The sequence below is a fragment of the Staphylococcus haemolyticus genome, assembly GCF_006094395.1.
GTDB classification, from domain to species: Bacteria; Bacillota; Bacilli; order Staphylococcales; family Staphylococcaceae; genus Staphylococcus; species Staphylococcus haemolyticus.
The window spans coordinates 177,501-195,186 of sequence record NZ_CP035291.1 but is presented as its reverse complement, the minus strand read 5'-3'; the positions used below and the strand labels follow the sequence as shown (position 1 = coordinate 195,186).

Here is a 17,686-nt window from a genome sequence, read left to right as displayed (position 1 = left end):
GTTGACCAATAGGTTACGCTAGACCATGATTCATAGCGAGCCCACCTAATTCTCCTGCAACTTCCAATATAGCAATTGTGAGAATCATATAAGTTAAAATCTTATAAATACTAAATTGCCTTACCTTCATAAATCATTATCTCCTTCAAGTTAAATTTTTATGAGTGCAATTTAAGGCTAACATACTAAAGCACAAAGCTTAATAACTGCTTTGTGCTTAGTTTATTTATATGGATTTCATTACCTTTTCTACAAGACTATTCACTTTTTTATTTACAGATTGCTTATTACTTCGGTTGAGTTGATCAATATAAAATTTTTTTATATTAGAAATACCAACTAAATTTAGTGGATACTTCAATACTCTATAACCTAGATTCAAATTTAATAAATTAAACCATTCACTTCCACCAATTGTATATATAACTATTGCTTTTTTATCTTTCCATAAACCGTTTTTATAATATTGTTTATTTTTGAAACTAAAAGCCTCATTAGGCCAAAATGTCATATCAATAAATCCTTTAAGCAACATTGGCATGTTTAACCAATATAGAGGATAAATGAATATTAATGTATCACTTTGATTAATAATATTTATAAATTTATTTTGCTTATCTGTTAATTCATGTTTATATCCTTTTTCTAAAATAAGTATGTCTTCTTTAATAAGTTGTAGATTGAAAATATACTTCTCTTTATTTTCCAATTTTTGAGTTAATAATTTAAAAATTCCATAACATGTCCCTGATTGATTTCCAGCGTATATAATACTAATCATACTCTTTAACTCCTGCTAACATATTCAAAATTTCTGTTTTATTTTCCTCAAATTTCATGTCTTGTGAGAGCTCCTTAACTTGTTCCAATCTATTCAATATATTAATTTGTTCATTAATACTTCTTTTATAATCCTTAATAATTCGATCTAAGTACTTAGTAGATTGGATGTTACACTCTTTTGAAGTAGGCTTGTTAAATAAATTTACAATATACTTTATTTCTTCTAGGCTTAAGTTTAATCGTTTCAAATCTTTGATAAGTTTCAATGTTGTATAGACAGTCTGATTAAATTCCCTATAATTATTTTGATTTCTAGAAATGTTAATCAAGCCTTTTTCTTCATAATAACGAATCATTGATTTAGATATATTAAGCTTTTTGGAAACTTCATCTATTTGCATTTTTTCATCCCCTTCCTATGTTATTTAAAAGTTATCATTAAACTATACTTGAAGGTCAATAAAAAAAGAGACTAAATTAGTCTCTCAAATTAATTCTCTGCACACTTTTCATTGCAACTAAAATTATTGCTATTACGAATAATACTATTGCTATGAGTGAAGATGTATTACCGTATGCGCCACCGGTTAGGAGTATGTTTTTAACTTTAATAATATATTGAATTACGCCGTAGTCATCGTTATGCGTTGCGATATGGACAAAGTCTGACAGGTTCCAGCACATATGCATAAAAACACTTGGCCAAATTGAGTTAAATTTATACGCCGTCATACCGTACAATATACCAGCGACCGTGCCACTTACGACTAATAATATTAGACTAACACCAGACATCCCTCCATTAAACAAATGGACTAAAGCGAATAATACTGATGTAACAATGATGGCAAAGGTAATATTCTCTTTCTTTTCAATGTAGCCCATTAATAAGCCTCGTACTGTTAATTCTTCAGCTATAGGTGCACATACTCCACCTAAAACAATAATTTCAAATAACATTTCTAAATATTCTATTACAGTATCAGCTTTCGTTATTTCAAAATGACCTGGAATAAAGACACAATAAATGATGATATTTATAATCGGAATCAGTAAGCCAACTGATAGATAACTTAGACTAAACTTAAGTGTGTTAATACGATAGTCACTTAATTTCTCTTTAAATCCTTTATTAATTAAAAGTTTAATGAATAAAAAGGTAAGTCCCACATAGGTGATACCATGTAAGATTGTTTCAAAAGATTTCAAATCTAACAAATGCCATAGTAAAGCAATATTTTGCGCAATGACTGTTAATACAAACGTCAAAATAATGACACCAATCATTTTTAAATACTTAATTATTAAGCTCATCATGTACCTCCCAAGTTGAGTTAGGAGACCTCACTATTAACTTGTAAAGATTTGTGTTATTGTACCGCACACGATAACTACCAAAATTAATACGAACCACCACTTTTGAGATAAGAAATCCCAAAAATTTAAATGTTCAGGATATGATTGTGATTCTTCTCTTTTATAAGGATGAGACGTTTGCCCTGTTAATAATTCGTCTGTGGAAATGTCAAAACGTTGCGCTAATTGCACAATCATTTGCGCATTCGGTTCAATCGTACCCTGTTCCCATTTGGAAACGGTTTGGCGTGTCGTGTGTAATTCAGTAGCTAATTGATCTTGAGTTAGATCATTCTCTTTACGATGTTTCCTAATCTGTTCAGCAAGTTTCATAGTTATGGTCACCTCTCTTCTAACTTAGCAAGTTCATTTGTCACTTTCCGCATACAAAATGGCGCGTTCCCTTTAATTTCGCTAACATTTTGTTTCCAAAACTTAGCATATCATGTTAACTATATTTTTATCAGTCAATTTTCTACTATACAAATTTATGCTATGTTATTAATAGATAAAAAAATCACTAGGGGTGCATTTAATATGCTGAGAGAAAGTAAAAAACTTTCAACCCTTGAACCTGTTGGTTAGTACCAGCGTAGGAAAGTGAAATACATATACTGCTATTTCTTTCAAATTCACTTTTTTACGAAAAAATTGTCTGTTGGAGGAATTTTTTTATGGAAAAATTAATTGTTGGTTTAGCATGGTTTTTAAACCCTGATCACTTACCTTTAATTTTAGGTATTGAAAAAGGCTGGTTTAAAGAAGAAGCGTTAGAAATTGAAATGATTGAACCAGAAAAACACTTCGATGCATTGGAAGAAATCGAAAATAATTCAATGGATATTGCAATTACTGAACCTATTCATTTAGTTGAAGATAAAGCAACTAATCAAAATGTGGTAGGTTTTGCCAGATATCTACACACTAATGGCGGTGTTATGTATAACAAAGATAAAGGAATAAAGACACCTAAAGATTTAGTTGGCAAACGTCTTCAATATCCTGGAGCCCCTGACCTAGGAGGTATTGCTATTGCCAAAACAATGATTGAAGCTAATGGTGTAACATACAAAGAGGGAGATATAACACCAGTTAATAATAATTTTTATCATACTGACGCACTATTAAATGATAAAGCAGATGCTGCCACACTTATATTTGAAAACTTTGAGATTCTCGAAGCAAAAAGTAAAGGTTTAAATGTAGATTATTTTGCATTAAAAGATTATAACGTGCCAGACTTTTGCCAGTTAATTTTTATTACAACTCCTAATAAATTAAAAGAGGATAAAGGAAAAATTAAAAAATTCCTTAAAGTCATTAAAAAAGCAATTCAATTTATTAATACTCATCTCGAAGAAGCAGTCGATGTTTATGCTAAATATACTCAAACGGATGTAAGTAATCAATTAAATAAAGACACAATCATTGCAACTACCAAATGTTTTACTAATGATTTATCTATGAGCCCAGAATTTTATGATGACTTACAATTATGGCTTAAGGAAAATGGCAAAATTGAAACAACTATAGATGCTAAAGAATACTTTAATAACCATTTATTATTTAACAGAACCTCTAAATAATAATGATAAGAGCACACTAAATTTCAGATTAGCGTGCTCTTAATTTATATATTATTTCTCAGATTTCGAAGTTTTGCGTTTTCTAATAAATGCTAACCCTAAACCACCAAGTAACACTGACCATAACGTTGTATTTGTTTCAGTTTGACCTGATTTTGGCAGTTCTTTTTTTACGTTATCAGACGAAGTATTTGCATGGTTTGACTTATCAGATACTACACTTCCATGGTTAGTTGTCACTGCGTGATGACTTGAAGATTTTGTGCTTACCACACTCAAGTTATGAGTGTTAGAATTTACTGTTAGCTTATCACGGCTTTCTTCTTGATGATTTGCATGGGCACTATGATTAATATTGTGTGAAGCACCTTTACTCTCTACTTCTTCATGTGATTGTGCACTTGTATCATTGTTATCTTCTTTATCTGAGATAACCTCGTCGCTATCATCTTCAAAAATGTCACCGTCGACTTCATAAGGTGGTTCTAAGCCCTCATCATTTCCATTAGTGTCATCAGAAGAATGGTTGTCTTCATCATTACTTGAAGTATCGTCACCATTATCAGGTTGTTCTCCATTATCTACATCATGATCTGTATTTGAACCCTCATTTTCAGAAGGTGGGTTAGGCGTTGTATCGTCATCATTAGACTCCCCGTTGGTATTTCCCGGGTTATCACTATCTTCTCCATCATCACTTTCTTGATCACCTGTTAAATCTTCTAATTCCCAAGCAGATGTTGTGCCAGACAATTCGAATGACGCGATTAACATTGGTTTACCGTTAGGACTCTCTTCAGCACTTTCAAAAGTAATGCCCTCAGGTGAAATATCTTTATTATCTAGGTCGTATAAATATTTCACAAAATACGGTTCATTAGGATTTGTAATATCATAAATCATAATACCACCAACACGTTCTAGACCGACAAATGCATATGAATGACTACCTACTTTACCAACGACCACATTTTCAGCTTCTGGACCTTTATCATCACTTCGGTCATCTACTTTAATATCATCGGCTGATTCATAATTAGCATTAAAGCGTTCAGGTAATAAATCTAAGACGCGTTGCTCAATATCGCTACCACTGTCATAAATCATTTCTAAATCGGAAGCTCTTAAGATAGAGAATGAACGACCACCATAAGATACAAGCGCATTGTATTTACCATCTGCATCTTTAAACGCATGCGATGTCGTAACTTTCAAACGACCCAATTGTTCGTCATCAAACAAGCCATTATCCACCATATCATCTAGTTCTGCTTGCGTGTAACCTTGATAATAACGTGCATCCAATTGAATATCATCCTTCAATTTCTTCACACGTTTTTCTTCAGAATAACCCTCATAATCTTGAGAATCTCCTTCGTTCGCAATCAATAAATAGGTTTCGCCATTGTAGTCATACGTATCGATGCCATCTGGTTGTAACAGTCCTAATACTGGCACACGGCGCAACTCAGATTTACCATCTTCATCTGATACATCCATTGCATTTTGTGCTAGCGAATGATCTTTGTAAGGCAACCCTTTCACTTGGACAATTTGTCCTTTCACGATATCGACCTTCGCAATGGCACTGACTTCCTGTAATGTTACATAGGCATATTTACTTTGACTATCTACCGCAATATATTCTGGTTCAATATTTAAGTAAGCATCTTCCGCATTAGGACCTAACGCACGAATACCTTCTTGATGTTCTTTCGTGAACATTGCTGTACGGACATTATTGGCAGTCACATTAGCTGGGCCACCCGTGACATCAATGACTGACACAGATCCTGGTGGGTTAACTGTGTAATCGTCGCTCGGTTCTCCCTCGTTAGCTACTAATAAATATTTACTATCTTTAGAAAAAGTGACCATATCAGGAAGACTGCCAACCGTCACATTATTGATGTAATCACCATTTGAACCGTAGAATACAACATGTCCTGGCTTCGTCTTATCCACTGCTGGCGCAGACACAGCTACATAATCTCCGCTCGGATGTACCGTTACACTCGTTAAATCACCCGCTTCAATTCCATTATCTTGTAGATAAATACGCTTTACTAAATTAATTGCGCCATCCTTTCCAGGATGTTTCACATCAATAATATCCAACGCTTCTTTATCGCCATTCACTGAATACGCATAGCCATTCTTCGGATTGTACTTCACAATTTCTGTGCCACCATTCCCGAAATCTGCGCCACTTGTATAACGACCTTTATGCGTAATATTCAACTGATCTTGACCAGTTCGAGACGCATTCTTTGTACGTTGTGCTGACGTCCATTCAGGTATTGTAGATAGAATCGCTTTCGGTTGTTGGTCTTGCGTGTTCGCATCACGTTGCAATGTATTGAAGAGCACTTGTTTTTGTTTCGTAGACATGTACTTCATTTGTGTTTGAGGTACGTCCGAAACTGCTACATCACTCTCTTCTGTAGCCGTTACTTTATTCATTTCTTCTTTTGAAAAAGGTTGTGTGCGAGTACGCGTTTCATTAGTATTTGTTACTTCTTCAGTTGACGTTACATTGGATTGAGATACCTCAGAATTTGCTTTTTGGTTAGTTTGTTGTGTCGTATTACTTTTTTCTGATTGTTTGTTTTCAGTAATTGGTTGTGTTGGTTTTTTAGTTTCTTTTGTAGGTGCTTCTTGCGTGTTGCTTTGTGAAGATGTTTCTTTAGTTTCATGTTGAGGCTGTTCTTCAGTTTGTGATTGTTCGTTTTTAGGTTGAACTTCTGTAGTTGATGTCTCTTGTGTCGTTACTTCTTGTTTAGAAGTGGATTGTGTCTTTTCCTGTGTAGGTTGCTCAGTTGAAGTCACTTCTTGTGTCGTAACATCATCAGATGCTTTATTTTGTTGTGTTTTTGGTTCTTCTGTAGATTGTTCTGATGTTTCATTACTTTGAGTATCATTATGTATAACTTCGTTTGACTTAGTATCCGCCTCGTTTGATTGAGTTTCCTCAGAAGAAGCATCTTCATTAGTCTTTGTTTCTTGTGTTGCTATCGCTTTGTTTTGTGGTTGTTCAACACGTTCTGTTGATGCTTCATGACTAGGTTGTTCTTGAGCTGATTGCGTTTGTTCCATTGGAACCTTTTCAGAAGTGTTAGACTCATTACTTTCGGCAGCAGACGCTTGGCCTCCACCTAAGAATAATAAACTCCCAACTAAGATAGACGCCGCTCCAATAGAGTATTTACGAATCAAATACGCCTCACGCTTATTCCCTAACTGCTTCTTATCCATAAAAAATCCCCCTGTAAGATAAAAGTGTATACACCACCATCTTACAAGAGGAATATTTATGGATTATTTGGAGTGAGTAAAGAAATGGTAAAGTGCAAATGTTACTCAAATACACCTCTAGAAGACATCACTCTCTTATACTCTACTACAATGTCTTCGTCTATAATTTTATTAACATGTTTTTTATGTTTAAGTTCTAGCCGGGCATTTTGAAAACTTCTAAATCCTAAATCAACAAGACCAGGTTTATTTACAGTCATTACAAACGTTCCAATATCAACGCCATGCCCACCAGTTTTTATTACCCCTTTAATAGTTGCATGTGTAGTATCAATTGAAGTAAAAGTTGCATTACCAACCAGTAATAAGCGAGATAACTCACGACTATTTGCTATAGGTAGGCTCTCTTTAAATGATTTGCCATAATAGAATTTTTGTTTATAAAACCAATAGCATCTAATTAAAGTTTCAAATATGATAACAGGAATTAGTTCGGCAACAAAAGCCCTTGTATCATAGCCATTTTGAAACATCCAATCTGTTAACTGTCCAATAGATAATTCTTTATTATTAGAAAGTTTAACTTTACCGAAATTTAATTTTTGCAAATAGGACCAAAAAGGTGCGGGTAAGCCTTGCCCTCTACCTTTTGAGCCACTACTACCAACAATATCACTCATGCAATGACCAAACCAATTGTTAGTGGCTCCAATAATTTTCTGTATAATATTTCCTTGTAATTCTGTATTTTTATTGTTTGTTGCAATTCTTGATATTTCCCCGGTCTTAGCAGAAATAAAAGTTGATTTCCCAGTTAACTGGTCCATAATACCAACTAATAAACCTAAAGGTGAAAAATCATGTGCTAAAGAAGCATTATGATGATTATTGACATACATTCCAGCTATAGACTTATCATGTACCGCATCGTATTTAACTCTGTATGTCTTTTCTAAATAACCAACCATATCTTTTCTTGATTGAGTTCCATTTTCAATGGCTTTAATTTTATTTTCTAACTTTTTAATATATTCTGAACTAACATCTTTCCTAGATTGAACTTTTTCGAATTTCGCTTTCAACTCTGGTAATTCTCTGTTATTAGAGTATTTCTGTACAATTGAATAAAATTTTTCATCCACTTTTTTCTGTAATACACTTGGATTATTATGAGATATCGTACCTACAAGCGCACAATCTACAATCCCTGCAATTAACGCTGCACATGCTGCGAATCCATAGTCTTCTTTTTCAAGCTCTAGTAAGTCGAATTTTTCTATCATTTTACGAGCCACTTCAACCTGCTCATGTTTACTATATAAATTTAAAAATGGACTTGTTAAATCTATATTATTTTCTAATGCGAATTGTCTATTATATTCGTAAGAATTAAAATCATCTCTATCAATATCTATTGTTTTAACACTATTAGTTTCTACCAAATCAATAGATTTTGAAGCATATATTTGGCCATCTCTTAGTTTATTTTTTAACACTTCATCATTAAATTTTGTGAGATTAGAATCTTGTAATTGCGTGTTATTTAATCTTCGATTTCTTAATTCATTTAATAAATCTTTTTTCATATTAATTTGATTGTCGATATTCTCTCTCATCACATCAATATTATGCAAAGACTTATCAAGGTTATCATTAGCTTGATTACGTAATTCATAATCTACCAATAGATTTTCCGCTAAACCTTTAAGTTCTTTTTTATCTTTTCTACTCTGTCTACTCATCTTTTTCTCCACTAAACAGTGATTTTTTCAAACCTGAAAATCCTTTTTTAGCAAGTGATTTACTTTGAGCAATACTTGATGCTTTTGTATCAAAGTAACCGATATCTTCAAGAACAGTATGTGCTGCTTTTAATTCATCCAATTCAATATTCTCTCTTAAAGTAACATCATTAACTTCAGACTGATTATCTAAATCACCATTTATTGAATAGACATTTTTAATCACTTCATCCGCGTAAACTTTATTAATATTTTTAGCTAATAACTCATTATATTTTCCTATATCTAAACTTTCAGGAATCGTAGTTAATAACAATTCACGTTCAGAATAAGACTCATCATCTTCAATCAAGCTGCCTGCATCAGCTAATGATTGGTTTTGATTTATAATTAATTCTAATTCTTTATACAACTCAGAACTAAGTTCGTTTGATTCACGTAATTTTAAAGCAAAATCTATCATTTTTTGACTTAACCAGTTGATGTCTTCAATAATGTAGGCGTTAGCAATTCGAAGTTGGCTAATTCGATCATTAAGTGTTTGAATTCTAATACCGAACTTCTCTGCTTCTCCTGTACCAGAAAAGTATTTAATTCCTCTGTAAACGCCAAAACCAGCTATAATACCTAAGTAAACAGTCCCTCCACTTGTTAATAGTCCTAGAGCTACTAATCCGGCTCCACTTGCTACTGCAGCAAGTTCCTTATTTACTTCTTTGATTTCACTATCAGTCATTCTACTTTCGATAATTTCTTTATCTGCTTTAATTTTTCTCACAATAAATTTTAATTGTTTATCTGATATATTTAATCTATTAAGCATTCTAACTAATACTTCGTCATCTTTAATAGTGTCTAATTTATCACTATTCATTCCTATAATATCCATAGCCAAAGTTTGTTCTACTGCAGCTTCTGAAAAATTATCTTTATTAGTTTGATTTTTAAGTTGATCTATTAATTCTTCAATAGTTAAATCTTCTTTATCTTCAAAACGATACTTTCTTAAATCATTGGCCAATTGTTTGCTAACTTTTATTTTTGTCATTAAACTGATTAATTCTTTATACTCCCGACTGTCAATAATGCCATCATCATCTTTTAAATATGCAATGACAATTCTAAAATATAATTTCAATATTTCTGAACTCATTTGACTAATTTGTACTACTTGGTTTTTAGAAGAAATATTATCTACGCGTTTATTAAAATCATTTAACAATTTTGCAATAAGTTTATAAGGCAAATCACTATCAAATTGTTCGGAACTAAATTCTATATCTTCACCATTTCCATAAGATACGATGACTCGATGATATTCGATTACTTTTCCTTTATTATTGATTGTTCTGTCAGAATCATACTCGGCTGATTTTATATTTTCAAAAGGAATTTTCTTAACACTATCAAAAGTAGTTTTTAAGTACATTTCCGCGCCAGTAAAAACCACTCCCGATTTACCGTTACTCATTAAACTAGTATCTATTAATGCAATTATTGTATTTGGATCAATACCTTCAGCTATACTTACTGATGCATTTATGAGAACTTTTTCAGGAATATCAGGTGTAATCATGATATCTGTTAGATTTGTTTCATTTAGTAATGACTTAATATACACATCTGAACTTACCTTCTCTACTACATCCACTTCTTCGATTTTTTGACTATTATTGTTTATACTTGCAATTTTAAATCCGCATTCCGGACAAAATTTAGCATTTTCAATTAATTTATTTCCACATTCCGGACAAAATTTCATCTCAATAATCCCCTTAAAACATGTATTTTCGAATTTAGTTTAGCACAATAATGATAAAATTAGTTAAAGATAATTATTACTTTTATAAATATTTTTATATCTATTATAAATCAAAAATTAATATACTGTTTTCTGTATGATGTAATGAGTTATTTATATAGATTTGCGTTTGTAAATAATTCATCAAAAATATCAAAACTGTAAATTAATAGCTATAAATCATTCAAATTAGTGAATAAAATTGTAATCATAATTGAGAAAATACCCTTGCAAGTATAAAAGTTTATCGACTTTTATCTTACAAGGGTATTAATTTCAATATTGATTATTAACTCTTTTATAACTCATCGTATTTACTATTGTTATTTTTACTTTTTTCAACAGGATATTTCTCAGCATTTTTTACTAGTTTTTTTCGAATAATGTCATTAATATCAAAATCTAAGTTATCAGCTAACATATAGCTGTATATCAATACATCTGCTAATTCTTCAGCTAGCCTTTCTTGTTTTTTTTGTACTACTTCTTCTGGTGTTTTCCATTGAAATAATTCTAATAATTCAGCAGCTTCTAGACTAATAGATAAGGATAAATCTTTTTCATTATGAAATTGTCTCCAATTACGTTCATCTCTAAATTGATTTATTTCTTTTAATACTTCATGTGTTTCATTCATCATTCTCACCTCGTGAAGCTTTTTTAAGTGCCTCTCTCAATTGGTCGTCTACAGCATAAATATATAGTCCATTTACCCCTCGAGTTAATAGAACGTTTAATTCATTTCTCAAAAGCATATCTGAATAATATTCTTTCGAACCGTCTTGCAATGTTCTTCTTTGAGTTACTTTCTTATTAGCACTGCAAGATTTGTCAAATACAATTTGTCCATCCCTATATTTAACTGAAGGACCAATAATAACTCCTGCATAATTCAAATCCAATCCTTGAATAGAGAAAGTTGAACCTATTTCATCTATTGTCTGTTCCTGCTCAACCCAAGGTAAATCTTTAACTTTTCTTTTAGGCTTTATTTGATAGTTCCAAGGCATTGACCAATTATCAACTTTTACTCTCCAATAATCTTCATCTTTAGGCGGATTATTATTATATTTCCAATCAAATGTAGCAAGCATTCTTGATATACCACTATCTGTACTTTGAGCTTTATCTTTTATCGCAACCTCTAACTCATTAGGTGAATCAAATACTTTAATTTCATAGCCTTTACTGTCTTTTGGAAGTTTGTTTATAGTTTGATTATCAATTAAATTTCTTATCCAATTGAAAGTAGTTTCATCACTATTGATACGCATTTGATTTCTTAATATAACTCGATTATTTATATTTTCCGATTGATTATAGTATTTTTCTAACTGTTCTTCTTCCCATATTTGTCCGGTTGTTAATACTTGCTTTAAATCTAATACAATAACTACCACTTTAGCTCTTTGTAATAAATCATCTAAATGATTTTTTCCTTGATAACTCTGCTGTCCTTGCGTTAGTAGCAAATGTGCTTCATCAACTATTACTACATCTACTTTATTCTCTGGATCATGGCTATTGATAAAGCTAGTTGGTTTTCGTACTATTTTATTAGATTTACTAGAAATCCCTAGTTTTTTAGCTATTTGATCATAAATAGTTACATGTTCATTGTGATTTACTAAAAGATTTATATCTAAATTCTGATTTAAATCTAAGTTATACTTACCTAGTTCGTATAATAATGTACTCATTAGTACAGTTTTACCTGACCCTGCTTCACCTTCAACAATTATCAACTGACTCTCTTCATTTGATAAAATTGCTGCTTTGATTTTATTTAATATCTCTTCTTTTGCATTTATTTGTTCTTGAGTTAATTTGTGAAATGGAGAAGCTTTAAATATAGCAGAATCTTTTATTATACTTTCAATTGGGAATAAAGCCCCATTCTTTTTATGTAGTGATTGCCAAATATTTGAGAAAATTTCATCTAATTTTTCAGAAGTATAATATTCATTTTGTTGATTAGTCCTACTGTTATGCACCATTGAAATATTATCTACACTGAGCAAATATTGCATGAGTCTATTTTCAATATCTAGCGTTAATGACTTATTAAATAATTCATGTCCAATGACATACATTGAAGAATTATCTGATTCTGAAAATTCTTCCCAAAATGCTTTGACTTTTGTATCCGCATTGAGGTGCTGTCTTGTCCTACTTTTAATATCTCCAGTCTCACCAACATAAACTTCAAAATCATTTTTCTCTTTTTTATCATTTATTATGTAAACTGTTGGATATCTTAGTAAAAACTTTCCATCTTTAGATGTTTCCCATTTTTGCACTGATTCATTTAGTTTGTCTATTGAATATTTTATATTTTCAATTTTTAATAATTGTCCCATCTCATCACCTATATAGCATATCGTCTGATAATCCCATTTTATCAATTTTCGGACTAATTTTATCAACTTTTTACCAAATTTTATATATACAAACCGAAATTCAAAAGAAAAAGAGATTTCTACACTAAGTAAAAATCTCATCTACTATTCAATTAAGTTTAATGAACTTAACATTATATTTTAAATGATACTGAAAGCGTGAGTTTCATTTAGCTCTTTGTATGAGAATCAACTCAAAATATTAAATATGAAGTTTGATACATAAGTTTCTAGAAATGCTGCGATGATGATTAAGGGTAATGCGATCAATACATAAAATTTGATTACGTTGATTAAGTTATCTTTTATTGCATAGTTTTCTTTTTTACTTTTCCTAAAGAGATTGGTAAACCGACGTGTGATGGCTTTGTTTAACATATACAGCGCACTTGCTAAAATGCAAAAGCCCATGATTTCAAATGTATAGTGTGGGATAAATGCTATACTCCCTATCAACCCTTTATGTAAATCAAAGCTCAGAAGAAAGCCTAGTAGAATTCCGGGCATAATAATGGTAACTACTAGATTAATCAAATACAGATAAGGTATAGGTAGTAAGCCTAAGATAAACATTTGTAGCGGAACTCGGAAACCGTTATTAACGATATACTTCCAAACTTTTTCAAGTCCTTTAGTGTTGCCAATTTCTTCACTCGCATTCCCCATATTTTTCAATTCATTGAAAGATGGATGAACAAAGTAACAGAATATCGTGGTAATGACTAAACAAATGGTAGCAACTACAAAGATTTTTACAGCACGTTTAATAATGTCCAAATCGAATGATTTTAGCATAAGCGACCTCTCTTTCATCTCTTATACTAACAAACATAACATGAGCCTGGGACATAAATAATATGATGATGCTATTTTGCAAATTCGCAGTAGCTGACTGAACTGAAAAGGCGCTTAAATCAAGCTTTTTCCAGTACTAGTCATCCTTGTGGGCGGGGCCCCAACAAAGAGAATTTCACTAAGAAATTCTACAAGCAAAGCAAGTTGGGAGTGGGACGACGAATTTAAAAAGAATTCTGTCCCACTCCCCCTTCAACTATTTCTATCAAAGGAGTCAAAATATGTTTAGCAGTCTTGTTTAAAGAATTTGTCTACTATCGTTTTAGAAGCGATGCCTTTTTCAAAGGTGCAGAAACGATTGTAAAAGACTTGATATTTATCATCATACTCTTCTTGTACGTTAGTAATATTTTTTATTGCTTCGATTAAGCCATCATTTGTTTTAATTAATGGACCTGGTGCTTCTTTTTCAAAGTCGAAATAAAAGCCACGTAATTTGTTTTTATAAAATTCTAAGTCATAGGTGAAGAATAGTAATGGTTTCTTTGTATTTGCAAAATCAAACATGACTGACGAATAGTCTGTGATGCATATATCTGAAATTAAATACAGATCACTAATTTCTGGATATTTGGTACCATCGACGACAAAATCTTTTAGCGATTCACTTAAATTTAACGCATTACTAATAATAATATGTGGGCGTAAAATGAGAATATATTCATCTCCAATACTTTCCTTCAATCTTGGTAAGTCAAGTTTTAGATTGATGATGTGTTTTTTGGCTTTATTAATTTCGTCATCTCTAAAAGTCGGTGCGTATAAAATGATTTTTTTATTACCTTCAATACCTAGTTTTTGCTTGATTAATTTTTTCTTCTCTGTCATGTCAGTGTTTTCCACATTATAAAAAACATCATTTCTTGGGTAACCTACCTCAAGAATTTCTTTTTTGAAATCGAATGCTGTTTTAAAGCACGCGCTTGCATAAGGACTTGGAGAAATTAAATAATCCCAATTTTTAATGGCTTGATTCACTCTATTTTTATAATTTGCATCTCGTCCTTGGAATGTTTCAACATCATTTAACATTTTTTTCAACGGTGTTCCATGCCAAGTTTGTATATAAATCGTATCTTTATGTTTTCTAAGATAGTGTGGGAAGTTTTGATTGTTTATCCAATATTTCGCTCTAGATAAGTAATAAAAATATTCCGGTGACAATCTCTTAACTGTTTTCACATTCGGATCATTGAATGGATAAAGCGTATTAGTAGCCCAAACGATTTGATATTTCTTATTATATTTCTTTAATTCATCGTATATAAATTTCGGACTATCACCCACTAATTTCCCTACATTACTTTCAAACACAATTAAATCTTTCTTCACAGGTAATAAACGTGTTAATCCCGTGTTAAATTTTTCCATTACTTTAAAGTATTTTTTATCTTTTCTAAAACGATTAACTGCATGTTGCGAAAGAATATTATACTTAATTTTACTTTTCACTTTACTCGTCTCTCTAAAGTTAGTAATTGCATCAAATATTCGCTCACAATTGTTTCGATCTTTATACGCAATAAATCGATCAATACGTTTCTCTAATGCCTCATCGATTTTAAATTGTTTCTTTTGTATATTATCCAGTTCTCTTTCTAATTTATCTTGAGCATTAACAATGATTCCCGGTAATTCTTTTTCTATATCAATATGTGACGCTTCTTTTCCTAAAAATTCATTTCTATCAAATTGATAATAGATGACTGGTTTATTTAAAAAACTAAAATCAAAGGCAACACTTGAATAATCCGTAATCATTAATTTACTTTCTTTTATCAATTTCTGAACATCTATATCCCCTTGCTTAATACTCGTAACATAGCTTGGCACATCAAAATAATCAATAAAAGGTTGCATATTAGGGTGTAAACAAAAAATAATGTCCGTACCTTTGTTAGCTATTTCTTTTAATTTCTGACTATGAAGCAAATCGTTCATTCGTTTTAAATATTCCGATGTTTGTAATCGATCAATACTCGTTAACCAATCTCTCCATGTTGGAATAATTAAGATTTGATTTTTAACTTCTACATTAGGATTAAACAATTCATCAAATCTTGCTAATCCTGTAACAGCAACTTGATTACTGAAGAAATTCAAATCTCTTACAACGATTTCTTTCTCTCTGCTAGAACTCGTGATAAATAAATCAACATTAAAATCTTTTAACTGGTTACCATTGATGTTGCTTAAGTTTTTTGTACCTAAAACCCCGTGCTGTAAAAATACTTTAACGGCTTTTATTTTACGTGTATAAATGTCACTCGTTGTAGGATAAATTAATTCCGGATGATGCGTAGTACAAATGTAATCTGCTTTAATCATAATTTTGAAATGTTCCGCTGAATTATAGAATATGACATTTCCGAAAGGCAAAACATTTTCAGCTTCTTTAGAGTCTTTTTCAATAATATAATAAACAGGTTTATCTGGGTGATATGTTCTCATATATTTAAAGAAGTGATAACCATTGTCCTGAGCTTTATATGATTTTTCACCAATTACCCAAATCTTTTGATTTTCCTTTTTTAAGAAGTTGGGACGTTTTGGTCTTTTTAACTCATCCACATATGTTAAGTAACTATCGATGTCATACGTATTAATTCTAAAAGATAAATTACGACCTTTCATCGTGAAATAAGGTGTAAGTGACACTATATTCCCGTTAAACTCAGTGATTATTTCACCCTTTAATAGCTTTTCCGCCATTATTCTAGGATTTCCGATTTTTATTCTTAAATTCTCCGATGATTCTAGTACTTTAATACTTAAGTAAATATCTATAATATCTTCATTTTTATATTCATACTTCATGAATTCTATCAAATCTTTGTAGATATCTACCGAAAAATTATAAGTCGATGCATTTTTCGTCTTTCCAATTTCTTCAAGATTAATATTTACGAACTTTTCTCTGTCAGTTAATCTCGTTTTTATTAGTAGTTGCACATCTTTTAATGTCGAATTTAGCGTTGCAAACTGGCCTTCTATAATCGCTTCGCTATTGTTTATTTTAAGCGTATCAATATGTCTTCTTGAAAAATATGTTTTATTTAAATCCACATCATCCAATGATAAATGTAAATAACCATTTCGAGTGATATAGGGTTGTATTTTGATGTTCTCACTGTCATCAATGAGCACTTCAGTCAAACCTGAAACTTCAGATTGGCTATTTGTAACTTTCAAGTTACTTTGAGTTGTCAAAATTGGCGTTGACTCTTCCACTATTATGTATATTTTCTTATTTTCATACTGAATAAATTGCTTAGCAACTTCTACTAAGTCTATTTTAAAATGTAAATCCCCATTAGTCTTCTCTAGCGTGAGTGAATTAAATTCATTCTTTATGTAAAGTTTTTCAATCTTATTAATAGGATTCTCAAAATAGATATGTAGTATGGATCCATCTTGTTTAATAATTTGCAATTAAACCCCTTCTTTCAACTAAAGTCAAATTATCATAATATTACTATGAGTTTCTATTATTTTTTTAATTATTGTAAAATATATCTACTTTCGAACAGTTATATGCGTTACAATACAAATGTAATATTGAATAGTAACTATAATATATAAATCATTCATTATTATATCATAATATATGTAATTAATTTCGTTATTTTTATAAATATAAATTTTTATATTTACTACAATTTAAAGGGGGTTAATAAAGTGAAAAAGTTAATTTTAGTTTTCAACAGTGTCTTATGTTTAATGTTTTTCTTTAAATATAGACAACTTAAGAAAGATCACCATTTTTACTTAACAAACATTGAATCTGAAGATGATAAATTGAATGAAATGGGCATGTATAAAGATAAAGATGGAAATATTTATCCAATAGAAGAGGCAATTGAATGAATCAAACAGTTTAATTAATCTCACTTATACATAACTAAGTTT

At 31.0% G+C, this 17,686-nt stretch carries 13 protein-coding genes and 1 riboswitch; of the genes, 2 read left to right on the top strand and 11 right to left on the bottom strand.

All coding sequences use genetic code 11. The features are described from left to right. Positions 1–226 precede the first annotated feature (226 nt). The 4 genes from EQ029_RS00885 to EQ029_RS00870 form a co-directional block, all read right to left on the bottom strand. Complete coding sequence (locus EQ029_RS00885; protein WP_011274579.1) at positions 227–781, bottom strand: NAD(P)H-dependent oxidoreductase; 555 nt, start codon at positions 779–781, stop codon at positions 227–229. Then, complete coding sequence (locus EQ029_RS00880) at positions 774–1,184, bottom strand: MerR family transcriptional regulator (protein WP_011274578.1); 411 nt, start codon at positions 1,182–1,184, stop codon at positions 774–776. The genes EQ029_RS00885 and EQ029_RS00880 overlap by 8 nt, the downstream gene beginning before the upstream one ends. 76 nt (positions 1,185–1,260) lie before the next feature. Then, a complete protein-coding gene (locus tag EQ029_RS00875) occupies positions 1,261–2,097 on the bottom strand; it encodes a CPBP family intramembrane glutamic endopeptidase (protein ID WP_037558243.1) in 837 nt (278 codons plus the stop codon). Positions 2,098–2,133: 36 nt separating this feature from the next. Further along, positions 2,134–2,472: a helix-turn-helix domain-containing protein gene (locus tag EQ029_RS00870; RefSeq protein WP_033079800.1), complete on the bottom strand. Its 339-nt coding sequence runs from the start codon at positions 2,470–2,472 to the stop codon at positions 2,134–2,136. Between the two features lie 179 nt (positions 2,473–2,651). After that, a riboswitch (TPP riboswitch) is annotated at positions 2,652–2,755 on the top strand. Between the two features lie 58 nt (positions 2,756–2,813). Here EQ029_RS00870 and EQ029_RS00865 point away from each other — a divergent pair. Continuing rightward, on the top strand, positions 2,814–3,725 hold the full coding sequence (locus EQ029_RS00865; RefSeq protein WP_057504687.1) for an ABC transporter substrate-binding protein: 912 nt from the start codon (positions 2,814–2,816) through the stop codon (positions 3,723–3,725). Positions 3,726–3,776: 51 nt separating this feature from the next. On the opposite strand, the gene EQ029_RS00860 is transcribed toward EQ029_RS00865, so the two are convergent. The 7 genes from EQ029_RS00860 to EQ029_RS00830 form a co-directional block, all read right to left on the bottom strand. Beyond that, positions 3,777–6,980: a choice-of-anchor I family protein gene (locus EQ029_RS00860; protein WP_037558245.1), complete on the bottom strand. Its 3,204-nt coding sequence runs from the start codon at positions 6,978–6,980 to the stop codon at positions 3,777–3,779. A gap of 101 nt (positions 6,981–7,081) precedes the next feature. After that, positions 7,082–8,722 carry a hypothetical protein gene (locus tag EQ029_RS00855; protein WP_037558246.1) on the bottom strand — a complete coding sequence of 547 codons (1,641 nt, stop codon included), beginning with the start codon at positions 8,720–8,722 and terminating at the stop codon, positions 7,082–7,084. Beyond that, the gene (locus EQ029_RS00850; protein WP_057504686.1) at positions 8,715–10,484 is read right to left on the bottom strand and encodes a zinc-ribbon domain-containing protein; all 1,770 of its coding nucleotides are present in this window, start codon (positions 10,482–10,484) and stop codon (positions 8,715–8,717) included. Before EQ029_RS00850 ends, EQ029_RS00855 begins: the two co-directional genes overlap by 8 nt. A 337-nt stretch (positions 10,485–10,821) precedes the next feature. After that, positions 10,822–11,160: a nucleotide pyrophosphohydrolase gene (locus tag EQ029_RS00845; protein WP_011274571.1), complete on the bottom strand. Its 339-nt coding sequence runs from the start codon at positions 11,158–11,160 to the stop codon at positions 10,822–10,824. Next, entirely contained in the window at positions 11,153–12,883 is a 1,731-nt protein-coding gene (locus EQ029_RS00840) for a DUF2075 domain-containing protein (RefSeq protein ID WP_011274570.1), read from the bottom strand. Before EQ029_RS00840 ends, EQ029_RS00845 begins: the two co-directional genes overlap by 8 nt. A gap of 228 nt (positions 12,884–13,111) precedes the next feature. Continuing rightward, positions 13,112–13,717, bottom strand: coding sequence for a stage II sporulation protein M (locus EQ029_RS00835; RefSeq protein WP_037558248.1), 606 nt, complete (start codon positions 13,715–13,717; stop codon positions 13,112–13,114). A gap of 285 nt (positions 13,718–14,002) precedes the next feature. Continuing rightward, entirely contained in the window at positions 14,003–17,209 is a 3,207-nt protein-coding gene (locus EQ029_RS00830) for a CDP-glycerol glycerophosphotransferase family protein (protein ID WP_057504685.1), read from the bottom strand. A gap of 246 nt (positions 17,210–17,455) precedes the next feature. Between EQ029_RS00830 and EQ029_RS00825 the strand changes: the two genes are divergently transcribed. Beyond that, positions 17,456–17,644 carry a hypothetical protein gene (locus EQ029_RS00825; RefSeq protein WP_011274567.1) on the top strand — a complete coding sequence of 63 codons (189 nt, stop codon included), beginning with the start codon at positions 17,456–17,458 and terminating at the stop codon, positions 17,642–17,644. Positions 17,645–17,686: the final 42 nt, after the last annotated feature.